The 21165-nt window shown below is 62.7% G+C and carries 22 protein-coding genes and 1 pseudogene; 13 read left to right on the top strand and 10 right to left on the bottom strand.

All coding sequences use genetic code 11. The features are described from left to right. Positions 1 to 165 precede the first annotated feature (165 nt). Complete coding sequence (locus HJB83_RS09905; protein WP_207581702.1) at positions 166 to 1191, top strand: class I fructose-bisphosphate aldolase; 1026 nt, start codon at positions 166 to 168, stop codon at positions 1189 to 1191. 145 nt (positions 1192 to 1336) lie between these two features. After that, on the top strand, positions 1337 to 2260 hold the full coding sequence (locus tag HJB83_RS09900; RefSeq protein ID WP_221131778.1) for a PhzF family phenazine biosynthesis protein: 924 nt from the start codon (positions 1337 to 1339) through the stop codon (positions 2258 to 2260). A gap of 44 nt (positions 2261 to 2304) precedes the next feature. Here HJB83_RS09900 and HJB83_RS09895 read toward each other — a convergent pair whose 3' ends face one another. After that, positions 2305 to 2469 carry a hypothetical protein gene (locus tag HJB83_RS09895; protein ID WP_207581704.1) on the bottom strand — a complete coding sequence of 55 codons (165 nt, stop codon included), beginning with the start codon at positions 2467 to 2469 and terminating at the stop codon, positions 2305 to 2307. Between the two features lie 173 nt (positions 2470 to 2642). Between HJB83_RS09895 and HJB83_RS09890 the strand changes: the two genes are divergently transcribed. The 3 genes from HJB83_RS09890 to HJB83_RS09880 all read left to right on the top strand — a co-directional run bounded on the left by HJB83_RS09890 (position 2643) and on the right by HJB83_RS09880 (position 5183). Next, entirely contained in the window at positions 2643 to 3941 is a 1299-nt protein-coding gene (locus HJB83_RS09890; protein ID WP_221131777.1) for an MFS transporter, read from the top strand. A 145-nt stretch (positions 3942 to 4086) separates the two neighbouring features. Next, positions 4087 to 4278: a DUF1192 domain-containing protein gene (locus HJB83_RS09885; RefSeq protein ID WP_207581706.1), complete on the top strand. Its 192-nt coding sequence runs from the start codon at positions 4087 to 4089 to the stop codon at positions 4276 to 4278. Between the two features lie 389 nt (positions 4279 to 4667). Further along, on the top strand, positions 4668 to 5183 hold the full coding sequence (locus tag HJB83_RS09880) for a DUF1465 family protein (RefSeq protein WP_003542804.1): 516 nt from the start codon (positions 4668 to 4670) through the stop codon (positions 5181 to 5183). Positions 5184 to 5327: 144 nt separating this feature from the next. On the opposite strand, the gene rpmE is transcribed toward HJB83_RS09880, so the two are convergent. Then, positions 5328 to 5549 (bottom strand): 50S ribosomal protein L31, encoded by a 222-nt coding sequence (gene rpmE, locus HJB83_RS09875; protein ID WP_003542805.1) that lies wholly within the window; start codon positions 5547 to 5549, stop codon positions 5328 to 5330. A gap of 193 nt (positions 5550 to 5742) precedes the next feature. On the opposite strand from rpmE, the gene HJB83_RS09870 reads away from it, so the two are divergent. Continuing rightward, positions 5743 to 7545 carry an ABC transporter transmembrane domain-containing protein gene (locus HJB83_RS09870; protein ID WP_221116404.1) on the top strand — a complete coding sequence of 601 codons (1803 nt, stop codon included), beginning with the start codon at positions 5743 to 5745 and terminating at the stop codon, positions 7543 to 7545. A gap of 37 nt (positions 7546 to 7582) precedes the next feature. On the opposite strand, the pseudogene HJB83_RS09865 reads toward HJB83_RS09870, so the two are convergent. After that, positions 7583 to 8483, bottom strand: a pseudogene (locus HJB83_RS09865) (LysR family transcriptional regulator). A 228-nt stretch (positions 8484 to 8711) separates the two neighbouring features. Here HJB83_RS09865 and HJB83_RS09860 point away from each other — a divergent pair. The 5 genes from HJB83_RS09860 to HJB83_RS09835 all read left to right on the top strand — a co-directional run bounded on the left by HJB83_RS09860 (position 8712) and on the right by HJB83_RS09835 (position 13099). Further along, positions 8712 to 9593, top strand: coding sequence for an NmrA family NAD(P)-binding protein (locus HJB83_RS09860; RefSeq protein WP_221131776.1), 882 nt, complete (start codon positions 8712 to 8714; stop codon positions 9591 to 9593). Between the two features lie 304 nt (positions 9594 to 9897). After that, positions 9898 to 10890: a tripartite tricarboxylate transporter substrate binding protein gene (locus HJB83_RS09850; RefSeq protein ID WP_207581710.1), complete on the top strand. Its 993-nt coding sequence runs from the start codon at positions 9898 to 9900 to the stop codon at positions 10888 to 10890. 155 nt (positions 10891 to 11045) lie between these two features. Next, entirely contained in the window at positions 11046 to 11234 is a 189-nt protein-coding gene (locus HJB83_RS09845; protein ID WP_007631484.1) for a YegP family protein, read from the top strand. A gap of 268 nt (positions 11235 to 11502) precedes the next feature. Then, positions 11503 to 11841, top strand: coding sequence for a YciI family protein (locus HJB83_RS09840; protein ID WP_207581711.1), 339 nt, complete (start codon positions 11503 to 11505; stop codon positions 11839 to 11841). A gap of 7 nt (positions 11842 to 11848) precedes the next feature. After that, positions 11849 to 13099: an RNA polymerase sigma factor gene (locus HJB83_RS09835; protein WP_207581712.1), complete on the top strand. Its 1251-nt coding sequence runs from the start codon at positions 11849 to 11851 to the stop codon at positions 13097 to 13099. Here HJB83_RS09835 and HJB83_RS09830 read toward each other — a convergent pair whose 3' ends face one another. The 3 genes from HJB83_RS09830 to HJB83_RS09820 all read right to left on the bottom strand — a co-directional run bounded on the left by HJB83_RS09830 (position 13100) and on the right by HJB83_RS09820 (position 16145). After that, positions 13100 to 14131, bottom strand: coding sequence for a peptidoglycan -binding protein (locus HJB83_RS09830; RefSeq protein WP_207581713.1), 1032 nt, complete (start codon positions 14129 to 14131; stop codon positions 13100 to 13102). A gap of 3 nt (positions 14132 to 14134) precedes the next feature. Then, complete coding sequence (locus tag HJB83_RS09825) at positions 14135 to 15232, bottom strand: flagellar motor protein MotA (RefSeq protein WP_207581714.1); 1098 nt, start codon at positions 15230 to 15232, stop codon at positions 14135 to 14137. A 112-nt stretch (positions 15233 to 15344) separates the two neighbouring features. After that, positions 15345 to 16145 carry an inositol monophosphatase family protein gene (locus HJB83_RS09820; RefSeq protein ID WP_207581715.1) on the bottom strand — a complete coding sequence of 267 codons (801 nt, stop codon included), beginning with the start codon at positions 16143 to 16145 and terminating at the stop codon, positions 15345 to 15347. 214 nt (positions 16146 to 16359) lie between these two features. Here HJB83_RS09820 and HJB83_RS09815 point away from each other — a divergent pair, with 214 nt between their 5' ends. Both HJB83_RS09815 and HJB83_RS09810 read left to right on the top strand, forming a co-directional pair. Next, complete coding sequence (locus HJB83_RS09815) at positions 16360 to 16938, top strand: TetR/AcrR family transcriptional regulator (RefSeq protein ID WP_207581716.1); 579 nt, start codon at positions 16360 to 16362, stop codon at positions 16936 to 16938. 74 nt (positions 16939 to 17012) lie between these two features. Further along, entirely contained in the window at positions 17013 to 17753 is a 741-nt protein-coding gene (locus HJB83_RS09810; protein WP_207581717.1) for a 3-oxoacyl-ACP reductase family protein, read from the top strand. A gap of 72 nt (positions 17754 to 17825) precedes the next feature. On the opposite strand, the gene HJB83_RS09805 is transcribed toward HJB83_RS09810, so the two are convergent. The 4 genes from HJB83_RS09805 to HJB83_RS09790 all read right to left on the bottom strand — a co-directional run. Continuing rightward, the gene (locus tag HJB83_RS09805; RefSeq protein ID WP_207581718.1) at positions 17826 to 18923 is read right to left on the bottom strand and encodes a chemotaxis response regulator protein-glutamate methylesterase; all 1098 of its coding nucleotides are present in this window, start codon (positions 18921 to 18923) and stop codon (positions 17826 to 17828) included. A gap of 7 nt (positions 18924 to 18930) precedes the next feature. Continuing rightward, the gene (locus tag HJB83_RS09800) at positions 18931 to 19788 is read right to left on the bottom strand and encodes a protein-glutamate O-methyltransferase CheR (RefSeq protein ID WP_207581719.1); all 858 of its coding nucleotides are present in this window, start codon (positions 19786 to 19788) and stop codon (positions 18931 to 18933) included. A gap of 30 nt (positions 19789 to 19818) precedes the next feature. Next, positions 19819 to 20301: a chemotaxis protein CheW gene (locus HJB83_RS09795; protein WP_207581720.1), complete on the bottom strand. Its 483-nt coding sequence runs from the start codon at positions 20299 to 20301 to the stop codon at positions 19819 to 19821. Continuing rightward, positions 20298 to 21165: methyl-accepting chemotaxis protein (locus tag HJB83_RS09790; RefSeq protein ID WP_259671313.1), on the bottom strand; the 868-nt coding region annotated here is incomplete at its 5' end. The genes HJB83_RS09790 and HJB83_RS09795, both read right to left, overlap by 4 nt.

The following is a 21165-nucleotide window of genomic DNA, read 5'->3' as shown; positions in this document are numbered from 1 at the left end:
CGCGGTCTTTTGCTCAGCCGGTGGAAAAAATCCCAGATATTCAAACGATTGAATTGATTTCAATCGTTTCAATGACTTAGCCTTCCATTTTCCTCACTATCAACTTCTGTTATCGCCGTCCTATATTCTTAAATCGCCGATGTTTAATGCTGTGGAGAGAACGAGATGAGCGAACGACTGGAAGACATTGCAGTGCAGATGGTTGCAGGCGGCCGGGGACTGCTTGCGGCAGATGAATCGACCTCCACCATCAAGAAGCGTTTCGACACCATCAACCTGGAATCGACCGAAACCAGCCGTCGTGACTACCGGGAGATGCTCTTCCGCTCCGACGAGGCGATGAAGAAATATATCTCCGGCGTCATCCTCTTCGAAGAGACCCTTTTCCAGAAGGCCGCGGACGGCACGCCTTTCGTCGACATCATTCGCGCTGCAGGTGCCATTCCCGGCATCAAGGTCGACACCGGCGCCAAGCCGATGGCGAAATATCCTGCGGAAACCATCACCGAAGGCCTCGATGGCCTCGGCGAACGCCTTGCCCGCTATTATGAAGCCGGCGCCCGCTTCGCCAAGTGGCGCGGTGTCATCGCCATCTCGTCGACATTGCCGACCCGCGGTTCCGTCCGCGCCAACGCTCAGGCGCTTGCTCGTTATGCCGCACTCTGCCAGGAGGCCGGGATCGTTCCGATCGTCGAGCCGGAATGCCTGATGGACGGGAAACCGGGCGACCACACGATCGACCGCTGCGCCGAAGTCACCGAATCGACGCTGCGCATCGTTTTTGAGGAACTGGCCGATGCCCGCGTCAACCTTGAAGGCATGATCCTGAAGCCAAACATGGTCATCGACGGCAAGAACGCCCGCAAGGCCTCGGTCGCGGAAGTTGCCGAGCGCACGGTCAAGGTTCTGAAGGCGACCGTTCCGCCCGCCGTCCCCGGCATCGCCTTCCTGTCGGGCGGCCAGACGACCGAAGAAGCGACGGCGCATCTTTCCGCCATCAATTCCAGTGCCGACCTGCCCTGGCTCGTCACCTTCTCCTACGGCCGCGCCCTGCAGGACAGCGCCCTCAAGGCCTGGAACGGCAAGCCTGAGAACGTCGCCGCCGGCCAGCGCGAATTCACCCACCGTGCCGAGATGAACAGCCTCGCGGCCAAGGGCAGCTGGAAGAAGGACCTCGAAAAGGCAGCTTGATTTTTTCAGCAGCCTTAACTCCGATAAAGAAGGGGCGGCAACACCATGTTGCCGCCCCTTCCTGCATTGTCACGGCGACAAGAAAGCGGCTCGCCTCGCCGCAAGATCGTGCTTATCCATAGCGGCAACTGCAGCAGGAGCCGCCATGGACACCCTCTCCTACGTCACCGTCGATGTCTTCACCTCCACCCGCTTCGAGGGCAATCCGCTTGCCGTCATCTCCGATGCGCGCGGCCTGACCGACGCGGCGATGCAGAAGATCGCCACCGAGTTCAACTATTCCGAAGTCACCTTCGTCCTGCCGCCCGAAGACCCTGAGAATTCCGCCCGCGTGCGCATCTTCACCCCGACGATGGAAGTGCCTTTCGCCGGCCATCCGAATGTCGGCACCGCTTATGTGCTCGGCCAGCGGACGGCGATCTTCGGCAAGCCGGTCGGCGAGAAGCTGCGCTTCGAGGAAAAGGCCGGCATCGTCGAAGTCAGCCTGAAACGCAACAACGGACGGATCGAGGCCACCGCCATCCGCGCGCCGCAGCCGTTGGCGATCGGCGAGACCATTGCCGAAGAAACCATCGCCGGCTGCGTCTCGCTCGAACCCGGCGTCGTCGTCAGCACCGTCCACGCCCCGGTCTTTGCGTCCGTCGGGCTGAACTTCGCCGTCGCCGAGTTGGATGGGCTCGAAGCGCTGGCCGCCGCCCGCCCGAACCTTACCGGTTTCCAAGCGGCTGCCGGCCGGCAGACGACGAGCGGCCACGACTTCTCGCTCTTCCTCTATGTCCGCGCATCCGACGATCCGTGGACTATCCGCGCCCGCATGTTCGCACCGCTCGACAATGTGCCCGAAGATCCGGCAACCGGCAGCGCTTCGGCCGCACTCGGCGCCTATCTCGTTTCGCTTGCGCCGGCCGCCGATATGAACGTCCGCATCACCGTCGAACAGGGCGTCGAAATGGGCCGCCGCAGCGTCATCACCCTCGATGTCGTGAAATCGGGCGGCATCGTCACCGATGTCGTCATCTCGGGACGCTGCGTTTCCGTCATGCGTGGAGAAATTATTCTGCAGGACTAGCGACCGCAGTTTGGGCCGTACCTCCGGTTCATGTGATCGAGGGGTTACATCAGGAAGTCGCGCGAAAGCAATGCCAATGCCCAGACGGCGAAAGCGATCAGCGCGATCTTCCAGAAATCCATCCGCCGCCTGAGGCCGGGAAACCCGAGCGGCTTGATCACCTGTATCGCCATGGCAAGGATGAGCAGCAAGGCTATCAGCTTTGTCATGCTTTATTTTTTCCATTTTTCGGAATGTCACAGGACGGACATTTTTCCGCGCGAACACAGGATCTCCACACGCCGTAAAGACATTCCGGGGCACAATCAATCATCTTGAGGCTGGGCTGACGCAGGTCGTGCCTTATGTCTATTTCAAAATCACTGAGACCGAGTCTGGGGAAATGAAGAGAAACCTTCTGTCCGTCGCCGCGCTGCTTTTTGGCACGCTCTTCCTTTTCATGGGCAACGGCCTGCAGGGCATCCTGCTTCCCGTGCGCGGCAATCTCGAAGGCTATGCCACGACGACACTTGGCCTGCTCGGCACCTCATGGGCCGGAGGCTTCGTCATCGGCTGCCTGGTGGCGCCGAAGCTGGTGCGCCGCGTCGGCCATGTGCGCGCCTTCTCCGGCTTTATCTCGATCATCGCCATCATCGCCCTGGTCAGCGGCATCATCATCCATCCGGTCTGGTGGGTCGTCTTGCGCGCCGTCACCGGCTTCTCCACGGCGGGCACCTCGATGATCATCGAAAGCTGGCTGAACGAGCGCGCCAGCAACGAAAGCCGCGGCGCGATCTTCTCGCTCTATATCGGCATCACGCTACTCGGCGTCGTCGGCGGCCAGATGATGATCCCGCTCGAGGATGTGCGCACGCCGGTGCTGTTCATGATCTGCGGCATCTTCTATTGCATTGCCATGCTGCCGACGACGCTTTCGACCGCCGCTTCGCCGCAGCCGCTGAAGGCGGTGCGCCTGGACCTGCCGGCGCTCTATCGCAATTCGCCGGTCTCCTGCCTCGGCATTCTGCTCGTCGGCATCGCCAACGGCGCCTACGGTACGCTCGGCGCCGTCTTCGGCGCAGGCGCCGGGCTCTCCGACACCAGCATCGCCATCATGATGAGCTCCACCATCTTCGCCGGCGCCGTGATGCAGCTGCCGGCCGGCCGGCTTTCCGATCGCATCGACCGGCGCTATGTGCTCGCTGCCATGTCCGGGGTCGCCGCCCTTGCCGGCTTGCTGATCTTTTTGCTCCACCCGACGTCGCCCGCCTTGCTGATTGGGCTCGTGGTCCTTTACGGCGCGGTGGCCAATACGCTCTATCCGATCGCCGTCGCCCACGCGAACGACTTCGCGGCATCGGAGGATTTCGTCAAGGTCTCCGGTGGACTGCTGCTGCTCTACGGCGTCGGCACGGTAATCGGCCCGACGATCGGCGGTCCCGTCATGTCGGTGATCACTCCGCATGCGCTTTTCCTCGTCACCGCCATCGCCCACGTGCTGATCACCGTTTACGCGATCATCCGGAGCCGCATCCGCGCCGCCGTCCCGGCCAGCGATCGTGACGCCTACACGACGATCCCGACCGGCACCTCGCCGATGCTGACACCGCAAAGCATGTCGCTTGCCGATCGCGGCGCTGGCAAGCCGCCTGAAACCGGGAAGTCTCCCGAAAGCGGTGATTCCGCTGTAAAGTTCGGCTAATGCAGGTCGCCCGAAAGGGTGCAGCGGTTCCGGCATAGCGACACGCATAAAATCAAAGTTGAGGATGAATTCAGGCCGGATCGGCCTAAATTCCGATTCCGTAACTTTTCGGCGGGATGCTTCAGGCAGCAACGGAGGAGAACCCATGAGCTTCATCGATGACGACCGGCCGCAGAAGAAGACCGCCCACGAGATCGGCGCCGATCTCTCCATGCTTTCGGTGGACGAACTGAACGCGCGGGTGGATTTGCTGAAGGCGGAGATCGCCCGTCTCGAGGCCGAAGCCGCCCGCAAGGCTTCCGGGCGGCAGGCAGCGGAAAGCCTTTTCCGCTCATAGTCCGATAAAACCCCGAAAATCAAAGCTGTAGGCGGATAAACGAGTTCGCCTCAAGTCTTACTTCGGCACAATGTTAATAAATTATTAAGCTTTATAAGGTATTACTGTACTCATCCGGATTTTCTCTGGATCTCAGACAGTTTTCCAAGCGGTGAATTGGTCTGATTTTTCTCCCTGTTTTACCTTGAGAGCCGCTTTTGCGGCTCTTCTTTTTCCTCTGGCCGGCGCTTCTCCACGAAACTGTGGAGATTAACCCTTTCTTAAGAAACGGCTTGCGCATTTGGGCTAATGATACCATCTTAAAGTCATAAAGACCGGGCTCGGAAACTTTTCCGTCGGTGCCCGCGTTACCTGAATATATGTAGCTGCGTGCAACAGGGACTATTGCGATGTCGGAAGTTGGATTGAACACGATCAGTTTTGCAGGTCGCGCCGCTGCATCCTCGCAGTTCAAGGCACTTTATGCGGAAGGCATGTCGCTGGTCGAAGAGACTGCCGCCTATCTGGATGGCCAGGGCCGCGCCGCTTCCAAGGTTCTGCCGCGGATGGCTTCGGTTCTCTACGCCGCAGAATCGATGCGTCTCACCACCCGCCTCATGCAGATGGCCTCCTGGCTGCTGTTGCAGCGCGCCGTCAACAATGGCGAAATGTCTCGCGACCAGGTGCTGGCCGAGAAGAACAAGGTTCGTCTCGATGGCTTCAACGTCGACCGCGCCGCGCCGGGCTGGGGCGACCTGCCGGAATCCTTCCGCGACCTCGTTGAGCGCTCGCTGCGTCTGCAGAACCGTATCGCCTTGCTCGACCGCGAGATCTACCGCCCGTCCGAAGCTGTGATCGTTCATGACAATCAGAACAGCGTCCAGGCCCAGCTTTCCCTGCTCCAGACCGCTTTCGGCAACAACTGACCGTATCTGCGAGAATTCGATAAAAACCGGCCGCGTCTGCGGCCGGTTTTTTATTTGCTTGCTAACTCAGCTATTTCCGAACATCGAGAACGCAAAAAAGCCCGGCAAAACCGGGCTCTCTTCAATTCCATCGAGCAAAAGCGATTAGAGGCCGAGGCCGCCGAAACGCTTGTTGAACTTGGAGACGCGGCCACCGCGGTCCATGAGCTGCTGGTTGCCGCCGGTCCAGGCCGGATGCGACTTGGAATCGATTTCGAGGTTCATGACAGCACCCTCCGAACCCCAGGTCGAGCGGGTTTCGTATTCGGTGCCATCGGTCATGACCACCTTGATCATGTGATATTCGGGATGGATGCCTGCCTTCATAACAATCTTCCTGCGCTACCGGAGTTCAATTTGCCGCATGCAGTTGCGGCCAAAGAACCGATTGAATAAATGAAGCCGCAGTCATGATGGCTACGGCTTCCCATTAGGATGCGGTGCCTATACATGAAGGACGCCTAGATAACAAGAGCCAGCAGGCCGCATTGAGCGGGTCCTGCGGGCGATCGGAGACGAGTTGGCAGAGCAGGCACGGGCTGAGGAAAACAAGAGGCGGTCGCTACGGCCGCTCGGCAGGCTGACGCCCTACGTCATACGGTATCGCGGCCTGGTGGCTGGCGCGTTGATGTCCTTGGCGCTTGCCGCCATCACCTCGCTGGCGCTGCCGCTCGCCGTGCGTCGCATGATCGACCATGGCTTCACCCAGTCCGACGGTCGGTTCATCAACAGCTACTTCGCCATGCTGATGATCATGGCTGTCGTGCTCGCGGTCGCAAGCGCGTTGCGCTATTATTTCGTCATCACCATCGGCGAGCGCATTGTCGCCGATCTTCGCCGCGATGTCTTTTCCCATGTGACGAGGCTGTCGCCCTCTTTCTTCGACGTCAACCAGTCCGGCGAAATCGTTTCGCGCCTGACCGCCGATACGACGCAGATCAAATCCGCCGTCGGCGCCACAGCCTCGGTGGCGCTCAGAAATCTCATCCTTTGTCTCGGCGCGATGGGCATGATGATCGTCACTTCGCCGAAGCTTTCCAGCCTTGTCATCGGAGCGATCCCGCTGATCGTCTTCCCGCTCGTCGCCTTCGGCCGCTCGGTGCGCAAGCGCTCACGCGCTGCCCAGGATACGCTTGCCGGTGCCTCCGCCTTCGCCAACGAGACGATCGCCGCGACCCGCACTGTCCAGGCCTTCAACGGCGAAGATGCCGCAGCGACGCGCTACGGCACCGCCGTCGAATCCGCCTACGAGGCTGCCCGCGCCGCCATCCGCTCGCGCGCGTTGCTGACCGGGATCGCCATCACGCTGATCTTCGGCAGCGTCGTCGCCGTGCTCTGGGTCGGCGCCCACAGCGTGCTCGCCGGGACGCTTTCGGCCGGCACGCTCGGCCAGTTCCTGCTCTATGCCGTCATCTCCGCCGGTTCGCTGGGCGCGCTGTCGGAGGTTTGGGGCGAACTCTCGCAGGCAGCCGGTGCTGCCGACCGGCTGACCGAGCTTCTCGACGAAGTCTCGCCGATCGCCGCCCCCGCCAGCCCTCAGGCTCTTCCTTCGCCCGGCCGTGGCCGCGTCGAATTTGCCGATGTGCACTTTGCCTATCCCTCGCGCCCCGGCAAATCGGCGCTGCATGGGTTGAGCTTCGCCATCACGCCGGGCGAGACGGTCGCCATCGTCGGCCCTTCCGGCGCCGGCAAGAGCACTGTCTTCTCGCTGCTGCTGCGCTTCTACGATCCGCAGCTGGGCAGCGTGAAAATCGACGATGTCGACGCTCAGCTTACGACGCCGGACGAGCTGCGCCAGCGCATTGCCATCGTACCCCAGGATGTCACCATCTTTGCCGCCTCGATCCATGATAACATCGCCTTCGGCCGTCCCGGAGCCTCGCATGACGAGATCCGCGCAGCAGCCCTTGCGGCCCAGGCCGATGAATTCATCACGCGGCTGGATCAGGGTTACCAGACCGAGGTCGGCGAACGTGGCATTACCCTCTCCGGCGGCCAGCGCCAGCGCATCGCCATCGCTCGCGCCATCCTGAAGAACGCGCCGGTGCTGCTGCTCGACGAGGCGACCTCCGCGCTAGACGCCGAAAGCGAGACGCTGGTGCAAAAGGCACTCGACGGCCTGGTGGACGGCCGCACGACGCTCGTCATCGCCCATCGCTTAGCAACCGTATTGAAGGCCGACCGCATCCTCGTCATGGATCAGGGCCGCATCGTCGAGGAGGGCACCCACCAGAGCCTGATCCGCCATGGCGGCATCTATGCGCGGCTGGCGCGGCTGCAATTCGACGCCGCCAACGAGGATGTGCTCGCTGCCACGAAATAGCCACTCGCGTTTTCCGGGCGCATGAACGACTAGCGCCTCACAATCCGGCCGCAATCTCTTGGATGAAGTCCAGAAACGCTCTGACCTTTGCCGGAGGGAGATGGCGCGAGGGCTGATAAGCATAGAGCGGATAAAGCTCCTCCGACCAGTCCGGAAGGATCCGCACCAGTTCACCACGTGCCAGGAAGGGTGCAAGACCCACGGCGAGGCTCTGGAACACCCCCTGGCCCGCCACACAGGCGGACACCGCGACGGAAGGATCATCCAACACCAGCCGGCTGGACATCTTGACCTCGACGAGCTCGCCGCCTCGGTGGAACTCCCACGGAAACGGCAATCCCGTCTGTGGATCGCGGAAGCGGAGCGCCTCGTGGTGGGCGAGATCATAGGGCGACCGCGGTTGGCCATGGCGTTTGAGATAAGCCGGCGCGGCAACCGTCAGGATCGGTGTTTCGAGGAGCTTGCGCACGATGAGCGATGACCCATCCGGTGGCCCGAAGCGCACCGCCACATCGACGCCCGCCATCATCTCCTCCCGGTAGTTGCTGGTGAACAAATCGACCGACAGAAGCGGATAACGCACCAGAAACTGCTGGAGCGTCGCCGCGAGGACCATTCGGGCGAACCAGGGGTCAACGGATACGCGCAGTCGGCCACGCACGACCGCCGCAGCGCCCGCCGCCTCTGCCGCCGCCTCGTCGAGACCGGCAAGGAGCGGCATCACCTGCGCGTGGAAGCGCCGTCCTTCCTCGGTGAGGCTGACCTCGCGCGGGTTGCGGTCGAAGAGGCGGGCCGACCCGCGCCTCCAGACGCGCCACCGCCCGGCTCACCCCCGACGGCGTGAGGCCGAGCATCTCGGCCGCCCGCGCGAAATTTCCAGCCTCCGTGACAGCCGCAAGGACGCCGACGCCGGTTAGAAGCCGCGTGTCGAAAGCCATTCTATCCCTCCTTGCCAGCGTCGATGTCGGAAGGACGCTTCCCGATATGATGGTGATTTTTAATCACTATAACATTGATATTAATGCGCGTGAATCACTCCATGATGCGGCGTACAAAAGCGGGACCACAACGCCATCGTGGGCAAGCGGCTACCAGCCGGCTTTCCTGCGATCCCCGCGCCGGGCTCGCCTGATCACCGCGCGAGCCCCAACTTCAGGAGAACCGACATGTACGCAATCACCGGAATCACCGGCAAGGTCGGCGGCGCCCTCGCTAGCGCCCTGCTTGCCGACACGCTGCCCGTCCGCGCCGTCCTGCGTGACCGGGCCAAGGCGGCCGAATGGTCGGCGATGAACTGCGAGGTCGCACTCGCCGAGATGGACGATGCGGTGAGTCTCGCCGCCGCCTTCCGCGGTGCCGAGGGCGTCTTCATCCTGCCGCCATCGGAATTCGATCCCAAACCCTGCTTTCCCGAAGCGCGGAGCGTGGTCGAGGCGCTGGTGGCCGCTCTGACCGAGGCGCGTCCCGCCAAGATCGTCTGCCTGTCGGCCATTGGGGTGGACGCGCCGCATGAGAACCTTTTGACCCAGCGCACGCTGCTGGAGCAGGCTCTCGGCGAACTCGGTTTGCCGATTACCTTCCTGCGGCCCAGTTGGTTCATGGAGAATGCCCTGTGGGACATCCCAGCCGCGCGTGACGAAGGCGTCCTGCGCAGCTTCCTGCAGCCGGCCGACAAAACCTTTCCGATGGTCGCGACGCAAGATGTCGGGCGCACGGCGGCCGCACTCTTGCGCGAGAACTGGAGCGGGACGCGGGTCGTCGAATTGGAAGGGCCGGCCCGCGTATCGCCGCAAGACATCGCTTTCGCCTTCACGAGAGCCCTCGGACATCCCGTCGGGGTCGAGATTCTGGCGCGCGACAGCTGGGAGCAGATCTTCCGCGCTCAGGGCGCTCGGAACCCGCAGTCCCGTATCCGCATGCTCGACGGCTTCAACGAGGGCTGGATCGCCTTCCAAGACCAGGGCAAGTCGGCGGTCAAGGGCACCGTGACACTCGCAAGCGTCATCGCGGAACTGGTCGGCCAGAGCCGCCCCGAGGCGGCCGACTGACAGCGGCCAGCCTCGCCGGAGAAGCATCGGTGGGGCTGCGCAAGCTCGGATTCGACGACGAGGATCGCGCAGCCGTCGCGGCGCTGCTGAAGGATCAACGCTTCGTTCGGCCACCGTTTGCCCCGGACTGGGATGCTCTCGGCTGAGCGTCCGACGATGCGCGAGCGGGAAACGTGTCGCCGAATACCCATAAAGTCTGGCTCCCCCGCACCTCCCTGCGGTTGTCTTTCGTGCCTCCTGCCCTAAGCTCTACATTCCCCGGGGTGGGGAATATCGCTATCGAAATTCTTGGGAGGAGATAGGAATGGCGCCTTTCGATATGACGCGACGTGCGGGCCTTGCGCTCGGTTTCGGCGTGCTTGCGGCCCTTGCCGCCGGCACATCAGCCGCTGCCGCGGATTTTCCCGATCGTGCGATCACCATGGTCGTGCCCTTCGCGGCCGGCGGCTCGACCGATGTCGTTGCCCGCATCGTCGCGCAGAAGATGTCGGAGGATCTCGGCCAGCAGGTGATCGTCCAAAACGTCGCTGGCGCCGGCGGCAATCTCGGCGCGGATAACGTCGCCCGTGCTGAACCTGACGGCTACACCATTCTGATGGGCACCGTCGCGACCCACGCGCTCAATCCGCTGATCCTCAAGTCGACCCCCTATGATCCCGAGAAGGATTTCGCGCCGGTCTCACTGCTTGTCGTCGTGCCGAACGTGCTGGTCGTCAATCCGGAATTGCCGGCAAAGACCGTGCAGGGACTGGTCGCGCTGCTGAAGGCCGAGCCCGACAAATACAGCTATGCCTCGTCGGGCAACGGCACGCCGCTGCATCTTTCCGGCGAGCTCTTCAAAGCCATGGCTGGCGTCAGCATGCAGCACATTCCCTATAAGGGCGCCGGACCGGCATTGAACGACGTCATCGGCAATCAGGTGCCGATTATGTTCGACAACCTGCCCTCTTCGTCGAGCCACATCAAGGCCGGCACTTTGCGGGCGCTGGCAGTGACCACGGCCGAGCGCGCGCCCTCCTTTCCCGACGTGCCGACGATCGCCGAGTCAGGCATAGCAGGTTACGAGACCTATACCTGGAATGCGCTTTTCGCTCCGGCTAAGACGCCGAGCGAGGTCGTGATGCGCCTCAACGCCTCGGCCAATAAGGCGCTTAAAGACCCCGCCGTTGCCGAAAGGATGAAGGAATTCAGCGCCACCATCGTCGGCTCGACGCCGGAGCAACTCGGCGCCCATGTGAAGGCCGAGCTCGCCAAATGGGGACCGGTGGTCAAGGGCGCGAACATCCAGATGGAGTGACGGCGGCGGCGCAGACGCTTTCGCTTGCGTCCGATGGAAATCGTGGCAATTGGACGCTGAGCAGCCAATTCTAATTAAGGCAGTGGAAAAGCTCGCCATTTTGATCTAGCCTCCCTGACGCTGATGGTTGCAATTCAGCGTTTCGGGAGACATCCATGTATAAATTCGAAGTTTATAAGGATAAGGCCGGCGAGTTCCGCTTCCGCTTCAAGGCATCGAACGGGGAAGCCATGTTCTCGTCCGAAGGCTACAAGGCGAAGGCGTCCGCCATGAGTGCTATCGAATCGATCAAGAAGAACACGCCAGGTGCCGACGTCATCGACCAGACGAAGGCCGAAGCCTGAACAGGATGGCAGCGGCGGCGTGAAACGCCGCCCTGCCTCTCCGCGCGGCCGATAAGCAGCGCTGGCGCCTCGAGCCCGGCCTATTTGCTTGTGATCTCCGCGCCACTTCTCTTTTTTGCAGATTTCTTGAAAACCATGTCGAAATGGCCGTTGGCCGCGCCTCATTGTCTCGGAACGGCTGAACCGCTCCTCCGGGAGTCACGGCTGTCGGGATGTTCCCGATATCGCGATGCCCGGATCAACGCCACAACGAGATCAGGAGTTTTTCATGCAATATGCTCTTATCATTCGCGAAGCCGCCGAGGATTTCGCCAGTCGCAGCGATCCCGCCTATCGCGACGGCTGGGTCGCCTACAGCAAGGCGCTCGCCCAGGCTGGGATCATGACCGGAGGCGCCGGGCTGACAGGCCCGGAGACCGGCACGATCGTGCGTCGCAAAGGTCAGGAACACGATGTTCAAGACGGACCCTATCCGGAAGGCAAGGAACAACTCGGCGGCTTCTATCTGATCGACGTTCCCGACATCGACACCGCACTCGAATGGGCGACCCGCGTGCCGATCTCCGACAAGGGGTCGGTCGAGGTGCGCCCGCGCCTGCAGATGTGAGGCGGTAATGCCGTCCGATGCCGGTCGCGCTGCCGAAAAGGTAGCGCGACAGTCCTACGGCAAGCTGATCGCCTTCCTCGCCGCCCGCTCGCGCGACATGCCGGCGGCGGAAGACGCATTGTCGGAAGCGCTGGCTTCGGCCCTTCGTGTCTGGCCGGAGCGCGGCGTTCCCGGCAACCCGGAAGCCTGGCTGCTGGTGGCCGCGCGCCGCAACCTCATGCAGGCGGCCCGCCACCGTACCGTCGAGACCAATGCGCAAACGACGATATCGCTCGCCTTCGAGGAGGCGGAGGAACGTATGAATGATGCTGGCCACGCCGTCTTTCCCGATGAGCGGCTGAAGCTGCTCTTCGCCTGCACCCATCCCGCCATCGACAGCTCCGTGCATACGGCGCTGATGCTGCAGACCGTTCTCGGCATCGAGGCGAGAACCATCGCACGGACCTTCGTCGTTTCGCCGGAGACGATGAGCCAGCGGCTGGTGCGGGCCAAGGTGAAGATCCGCGATGCCGGCATTCCCTTCGCCATCCCGCCTCGCCCGGCTCTAGCAGGGCGGCTCGCCGCCGTGCTTTCGGCGATCTACGCCGCCTACGGCCTCGGATGGGACGGTCTCGACGGCGTAGAAGAACACCATTCGCTTGCCGGCGAAGCGATCTGGCTCGGCCGGGCGCTTCTGACGGTGCTGCCGGACGAGCCGGAGGCGATCGGCCTCCTGTCGCTGATGCTTCAGTGCGAGGCCCGCCACAAGGCCCGGCGCGACAGCGATGGCCGATATGTGCCGCTGGACGAGCAAGATACGGCTGCATGGAACGCGATCATGATAGCCGAAGCGGATGCCCTGCTGCGCAAGGCCGGAGGTTTCGACCATTTCGGCCCCTTTCAGTGCCAGGCGGCGATCCAATCCGTGCATGCGGCGCGCCGGCTTTCGGGAACGACCGACTGGCAGGCGCTGACGACACTCTACGCGGCACTGGTGATGATGAAACCGACGCTCGGCGCACGCGTCAGCCAGGCTGCGGTGATCGGCAGAGCCTCGAACGCCGCCGCCGGCCTGGAACAGCTCGACAAGCTCGACCCGCGCGACGTTGCGGCATATCAGCCCTATTGGGCCGTGCGAGCCTTTCTTCTGGCACGGACCGGCGACGATGCCGCCGCAGCCGACGCTTACATGGCGGCGATCGGCCTCAGCGACAGCCCCGCGGTGCGCGATTTTCTCGCCGACCGGCTGAAGGAGGCGCGGCAGTCCATGCCAAGCTGATCACTTTTCGGTCAGCTTCAGCTCGATGCGGCGGTTGGTGGCGCGTGCATCCGGTGTTTCGCCCGGCGCGATCGGCTGGAACTCGCCGAAGCCGGCGGCAACAAGCCGGTCGGCCGGCACACCCTGTGCGATCAGAAACTTGACAACCGAAATCGCGCGAGCCGAAGAGAGTTCCCAATTGTCGCGATAGCGGCCGGTTCCGCCAAGCGGCACATTGTCAGTATGGCCGTCGACGCGCAGCACCCAGTTGATCTCCGGCGGAATTTCCTTGGCAAGGTCGAGAAGGGCGGCGGCAAGTTTTGCCATTTCGGCCTGCCCCTCCGGGTTGAGATCGGCGCCGCCCGAGGGAAACAGCACTTCCGATTGGAAGACGAACCGATCGCCGACGATGCGGATATTCTCGCGGTCGGAAAGGATCTCGCGCAGACGGCCGAAGAAGTCGGAGCGGTAGCGGTTCAGCTCCTGGACGCGCGCGGCGAGCGCAACATTGAGGCGGCTGCCCAGATCAGCGATCTTGGTCTGCGACACCCGGTCTTTCTGCTCCGACGCCTGAAGGGCGGCTTCGACGGCGGCGATCTGGCTGCGAAGCGCGGCGATCTGCTGATTCAGCAGTTCGACCTGGCTGAGCGCCCGCTCGCTCACCTGCTTCTGCTCGTCGAGCTCCTGCGTCATCGAGCCGATCCGCTTCTGCGCCGCATCTTGGCCACCCGATCCGGCACTCAGCAATGCTTGCAGCCGCGAACGATCGCCCTCGGCACTGGCAAGCGAGGCCTGCAGATTGGCGACCGAATCCTGGAGGTCCTGGTTGCTGCCCTTTTCGAGCGCAAGAAGCTGCGTCAGCTCGTTGATCTGGCTGTTGAGGCGACTGAGCACCTCATCGCGTCCGGTAATCTCGCGGCTGAGGATGAACTGTCCGACGACGAACACCGTCAGCAGGAACATGATTGAGATGAGCAGCGTCGACAGCGCGTCGACGAAGCCCGGCCAGTAATCCACCGTGCGTTCACGGCGCCGGTTGCGGGCAAGAGCCATGGCTTACTTGCCCTCGCTCTTTTCTGTCTGGCTGGCGCGGTCGCGCATGCGCTCGCCCCGGTCGCCCGCACGCTCCTGCACGCCAATGCGTTCGGCCAGTCGGTCGAGCGTGCGGCGCATCGCCTTCGCCTCGTCCTGCTGTGCCTCGATCCAGTCGCGCAGCATCTGCTGCTCGTTGCGCATGTTCTTGACGAGACCCTGAATGCCTTCAGCAAGGCTCGCCATGGCAGCGACGGAGCGCTGGCTGCCGGCGCCGCCCTCTTCGGAGACCTTGCGCAGATAATCGGAGAGCTCACGCATGTCCTCCGAGGAAGCCCCGGAAACGGCCTCGAGGGCGGGTGCCAGATCGGAACCGACATCGGTGACCGATGAGAGCCAGTTTTCCAGCTCCATGTAGAACCGATTCTGCGCGCGGCCGGCCTGCAGGTCGAGGAAGCCGAGAATGAGAGAACCGGAGAGGCCGAGCAGCGAGGAGGAGAAGGCCTGGCCCATGCCCGAAAGCGGCGTGGAAAGCCCTTCCTTCAGCGCCGAGAGCACGTCCCCCGTCCCGTTCGAGCCGGCATCGAGCGACTGAATGACGATGCTGATCGAACCGATCGTGCCGATGAGGCCCCAGAAGGTGCCGAGCAGGCCGAGGAAGACAAGCAGGCCGATCAGGTAGCGCGAGACATCGCGCGATTCGTCGAGGCGGGTGGCGATCGAATCGAGGATCGAGCGCAGCGTCGTCGTAGACAGCGCAGACTTGCGGCTGCCGATGAGCGCCCGCATCGGCGCAAGCAGCCGCGGATTGCGGTTGACCTTGTCGGCGCTGCCGGCGGCGCGGAACGAGTTGAACCAGCGCACTTCGGGGCGAAGCGCCAGTACATGGTTGAAAACAAGAATGATTCCGACCGCGAGAACGCCGACGATCAGGCCGTTGAGGCCCGGATTGTGCATGAAGGCGGTCTGCGTCTGGCGGAAAAGGATGGCGGCGATAAAGCCGACGATGACGAGGAAAAGCAGCATCGTCCAGAGAAACGGCATGGGGCTCGAAAGCCTGTAGGCATAACCGCCGGCCGTCTTTTCGGTGGAGCCGATCTCCGCCACATTCACATTTTCCATAGGGTCCGCTGCCTCCGGAGTCATTGCTGGCGGAGACTAGAGCAACATTGTGCCGAATTGAAGTATGCCGGGGCGAAAACCGTGACTTTACAACAGCCAGATTTTCGTTCGCCTACTTGGCGGGAATTGGTCGCTTGACGACTTCGATCAACGCCTTGTGGATAGCTTCGTTGCCGGCGACGATCGCTCCGCTCTCCAGAATGGCCGTCCCACCGTCCCAATCGGTGGCAAACCCACCGGCTTCGCGGATGAGCAGGATGCCGGCTGCCACGTCCCAGGGCGCAAGCTCCACCTCCCAGAAACCGTCGAAACGCCCCGCCGCGACATAGGCGAGGTCGAGCGTCGGCGAACCGAGGCGGCGGATGCCCGCCACTTCGCCCATCACGTGGCGAAGCTCGACCAGAAACTTGCCGTGATTGCGCTTGCCGAGCGCCGGCACGCCGCAGCCGATGACGCAATCCGACAGCGCGCGGCGCGCGGCGACGCGCAGGCGCCGGTCGTTGAGGAAGGCGCCGCCGCCGCGCTCGGCGGTGTAGAGCTCGTCGGTCGCCGGATTGAAGACGACGGCGGCAACGATCTCGCCGTTGCGTTCGAGCGCAATCGAGACAGCGAAGGCCGGGATGCCGTGCAGGAAGTTGGTCGTCCCGTCGAGCGGGTCGACGATCCAGCGATGCGCCCCGTCCGTGCCCTTGATCTCCTCGCTTTCCTCACCGAGGAAACCATAGGTCGGACGCGCCTTGAGCAGCTCTTCTCTGACGATCTTTTCGGCCTTGCGGTCGGCGGTGGAAACAAAGTCGCCCGGTCCCTTCACGGAAACCTGCAGGTTCTGCACTTCGCCGAAATCACGTCCCAGCGATTTTCCTGCCTTGAGGGCAGCCTGAACCATGACATTGAGAAGAGCTGAACGGGCCATTGGCGCATTTCCTTGGGACTGATACGGGGTGCGCGCTGCCAGGGGCGGGAAGTGTCCCTGAACATGCATGACAGGCAGCGCTGCAAAGATTGGCGGCCTCAAGACCACAAAATCAGGGAAATTTCAAGGGGACACACGCATGGCTGCCCTGCGGCGCCAGAAACCATCAATTTTATTCTGGACAGATCAGTCCAATAACGGTAAAAGCTTTGACATGGCACGACACAAGGAATTCGATCGCAACATCGCACTTCACGCCGCAATCGGCGTATTTTCCGAGCACGGCTATGAAGGCACCTCAACCGAGAAACTGCTGACGGCGATGAAGATCAGCCGGCAAAGCATGTACGACACATTCGGCGACAAGCGCGGTCTCTATCTGGAAGCGCTGACACGCTACAATACCGAAAGCACCGGCAAGATCATGGCCGATCTTCACCGCGAAGGCCGGCCAATCGAGGCACTGGAAGGCGCGCTCGTCGCCTTCGCCTCGCGCCCCGCCGCCGAGGCGCGGCGCGGCTGCCTCGGCGTCAGCGCCATCTGCGAATTCGGCCGCACCGATGCCAAGATTGCAGCTCTTACCGACAGCGCCGGCCACGCGCTTCACTCGGCGATCGAGAGCCTTCTCGACGAGGCTCAAAGGGCCGGAGAACTCGGAACCGATATCGATATCGCCGACGCCATTCAATTTCTCGGCTCTGCTCTGTCGGGCATGAAAATCAGCGCCCGAAACGGCGCCTCACCCGATATACTTCGCGGCATCGCACGCATGGCAATCAGAAGCCTCCGCTGACGAAAGGGCACCACCGAGGTGACTTTTCCATGATCAATTCTAGACTGATCGATCTAAAAACAAAGGAAACCTGCATGTCTCAATCTCTTTCAACCAAGATCGCCCTCGTTACCGGCGGCGCACGCGGCATCGGTGCCGCCATCGTCCGAAGGCTCGCCGCTGATGGCGCAGCCGTCGCCTTCACCTATTCGAGTTCCGAGCACAAGGCGAAGGCGATCGTCGCCGAGCTGGAGGCTGCCGGCAGCAGGGCGCTGTCGATCCGGGCCGACAGTGCCGATGTGAAAGCCGTGCAGGACGCAGTCGCACTGACAGCCGAGCATTTTGGCGGGCTCGACATTTTCGTCAGCAATGCCGGCATCCTCATCCTCAACCCGCTCGACCAATATTCGCTCGAGGATTTCGACCGCATGTTCGCCGTCAATGTCCGGGCCGCTTTCGTCGGCATCCAGGCAGCGGCTAAGCACATGAAGGAGGGCGGCCGCATCATCACCATCGGCAGCGTCACCGCCGATCGCAGCGGCTTTCCGACATCTTCGGTCTACAGCATGACGAAGGGCGCGATCGCCTCGATGACCCGCGGCCTTGCCCGCGATCTGGGCCCGCGCAGCATCACCGTCAACAATATCCAGCCCGGCCCAACCGCAACCGATATGAACCCCCACGAGGATGATCACGAGCGCCTCAAACCGCTGATGGCGCTCGGCAGACTGGGCGAAGACCGCGAGATCGCCGGTCTTGCCGCCTATCTCGCAAGCGCGGAAGCCGGCTTCGTCACTGGCGCTAGCCTGACGATCGATGGAGGATATCTCGCCTGATCCGGACGGAGCACATAAAAGCCGGCGGCATGGCGATATCGCCGGCTTTTTCGCGTTCGGTCGAAACGGACCTCAGAACTTCTGCTGCGTCATCAGCACTTCGCGAGCGATCTGATCGAGCGGCAGGATACGGTCGACGCCGCCCTTGGCGATCGCCTCCTTCGGCATGCCGAAAACAATGGAGCTCGCCTCGTCCTGCGCCACCGTGTAGGCGCCGGCCTGATGCATTTCCAGCATGCCGCGCGCACCGTCATCGCCCATACCGGTCATGATGATCCCCATGGCATTCGAACCGGCCGAGCGCGCTGCCGAACGGAAGAGCACGTCGACGGAAGGCCGGTGCCGCGACACCAGCGGCCCGGTCTTCACGCTCACATAATAACGCGCACCCTGGCGTTCGAGCAGCATGTGCTTGTCACCAGGTGCGATCAGCACATGGCCGCGCAGCACGGGATCGCCGTCGACGGCTTCCTTGACCTCGACCTCGCAGAGACCGTTCAGCCGTTTGGCGAAGGCCGCGGTGAATTTCTCCGGCATATGCTGGACGATTACCATGCCAGGCGCATTTGCCGGCAGTTCTTCCAGGAACTCGCGCAGCGCTTCGGTGCCGCCGGTGGAAGCGCCGACGCAGACCACCATCTCCGTCGTCTTCGCCATGGCCCGCCCCGTCGGCGGCGGCAGCATCACATCCGCCGTCAGCTTCTTGGCCGGCCCCTCCGCGGCAGCCGAGCGGATGGTTCCGGCGGCCCTCCGCGCGTTGGAAAGCCGCGCATGCGAGGCGCTCTTGACGACTTCGCGAATGCGCATGGCATCTTCGGCGAGGCCGTCGGCGGCCCCGATCTTCGATTTCAGAATGACGTCGACGGCACCGGCCTCCAGCGCCTGGATCAGCGTTTCCGAGCCCGCTTCCGTCAGCGACGAGCACATCACGACCGGGATCGGCCGCTGCGCCATCAGTTTGCGCAGGAAAGTGATGCCGTCCATGCGCGGCATCTCCACATCGAGCGTGATGACATCGGGGATCTCCTCCTGCAGCTTCCGCGCCGCCATGAACGGGTCGGATGCCACCGCCATGATCTCGATATCGGGATCCTGCTCCAGCACATGCGCCAGCGTCTGGCGGATGCTGGCGGAATCGTCGATAATCAGTACGCGGATTTTCTTAGCCATGAAGCCTCTAGATACGCTGAAACACCGTGTTCGAGACCTGCTTCAACGGCAGGTCGAAGCCGGTGATCGATTCGGAATGACCGATGAACATGTAGCCGCCCTTCGCCAGGCAGTTGCAGAGGCGGTTGAGCACGCCGGCCTGGGTCTGCTTGTCGAAATAGATTAGCACGTTGCGGCAGAAGATAATGTTCATCGCCTCGCCAATCGGGTATTTCTCGTCCATCAGGTTCATGCGGGCAAAACCCACCCTGCTGCGCAGTTTCGGCGTGATGCGCACCTCCCGCCGACCCGGCTGTTTGGCTGTCAGCACGTATTTGCGCTGCAGGTCGCGCGGCACGGGCGCGATCAAATCCTCCGGATAAATGCCTCGGCGCGCCGTCTGCAGCACGTCGGTGGAAAGGTCGGTGGCAAGCACGTTGTAGGAGACGTCGCTGCGGCTTTCGGCGAATTCGGCCAACACCATCGCCATCGTATAGGGCTCCGCCCCCGTCGAACAGGCAGAACTCCAGGTGCGGATGGTTCGCACGCCGCTATTGGCGATCGCCGGCAACGCCACTGTCTGCAGATAGTTGAAATGCTTGGCTTCGCGGAAGAAGTCGGTCTTGTTGGTTGTGACCACATCGATCAGGTAGACGGCTTCCTGGGCGAGGCCGTCATGATCGAACAGGAAGTCGCAATAATCATCGAAGGTCGAATGGTTGGTCGCACGAAGGCGGCGCCTCAGCCGCCCTTCGAGCATCGTCAGCTTGGTCGGCGGCATCTTGATGCCGCTATAGTCGTAAATGAACCGGGCAAGCTTGTCGAAATTGCGCTTGCTGATCCGGTCGCCCGGCAATTGGGTTTCCACCGCTGCTGCCATACTCATAGAACGCCGTACTCCAAGTTGATAACGCGGTCAGGCGGCCGATTGCAGCGCCGAGGCGTCCTCGCGCGACAGCAACCGGGCAAGATCGATGATGACGACGAAGCCGTTTTCGCGGCGAACGACGCCGGCAATATAATCCGAGCGCCAGCGCACGCCGATGTCGGGGGCCGCCTCGATCTGCTCGCGCCGGAACGGCGTGACCTCGAAGACGCGGTCGGCGACAAGGCCGAGCGTCAGCAGCCGGCTTTCCATTGGCACGTCGAGCACGAGCACCCGTGTGTGCGGCGTCGGCACGGTCTTGGCCATGCCGAGCTTCAATCGAAGATCGATCGTCGGCACGCCCTGCCCGCGCACATCGCGCAGGCCGAGCAGATAGTCGGGACCATTCGGAATCTTGAAAGCTTCCGCATAGTCGAGGATTTCCCGTACCACCTCTACCGGCACGGCGAAGATCTCCTCGCCGAGGCTGAAGGTCACGAATTGCGCTTCCAGAGATGTCGTGGCCATGATCATGCGCTTTCCTTGAATTCGGTGTCCCCATCATCGGGACCGCCCATGGAGAGATCGAGAGCGAAACCTTTCAGCCGCGCCTGCTGGCCAGAGATGCTGTTGGCGGCCGACTTCTTAGCGCTGGGCTTGCGGCCGGCGACGGGAGCCGGGCTGCGGACCGTCATACGGGCAGCCGGCATGCGGGACGGACGGTTGCCAGCGGCATCGACCTTGAAGAAGGCGATCGACGCCTGCAGTTCTTCGGCCTGGGAGGCGAGCTCCTCGGAGGTTGCCGACATCTGCTCTGAGGCGCCGGCATTCTGCTGCGTGACCTTGTCGAGCTGCTGGATCGCTTCGTTGATTTGCGAGGCGCCGATATCCTGTTCGCGGCAGGCGGCACTGATCTCGGAGACCAGCTCGGCCGTCTTGCGGATGTCGGGGACCAGCCGACCGAGCATGTCGCCGGCTTCCTGAGCGGCCTTGACCGTATCGCCCGACATCGAGCTGATTTCGGCGGCCGCCGATTGGCTGCGTTCGGCAAGCTTGCGCACCTCCGAGGCGACCACCGCAAAACCCTTGCCATGTTCGCCGGCACGGGCAGCTTCGACGGCGGCATTCAGAGCCAGCAGATCGGTCTGGCGGGCGATCTCCTGGACGATGCCGATCTTCTGGGCGATGGTGCGCATGGCGTCGACCGCACGCGTCACCGCTTCGCCGCTCATCTCGGCATCCTTGGCCGACTGGCGGGCGATCTTTTCGGTCTGCGCCGCGTTGTCGGCGTTCTGCTTGATGTTGGCGGCCATCTCCTCCATCGAAGCGGAAGCCTCTTCGGCCGAAGCGGCCTGTTCGCTCGCGCCCTGCGAAACCTGCTCGGAGCTCGAAGACAGT

Origin of the sequence: Rhizobium sp. NZLR11 (assembly GCF_019685115.1) — a bacterium.
Lineage (GTDB): Bacteria > Pseudomonadota > Alphaproteobacteria > Rhizobiales > Rhizobiaceae > Rhizobium.
The sequence above is the reverse complement of the archived record's forward strand: the minus strand, read 5'-3'. Positions and strand labels throughout refer to the sequence as shown.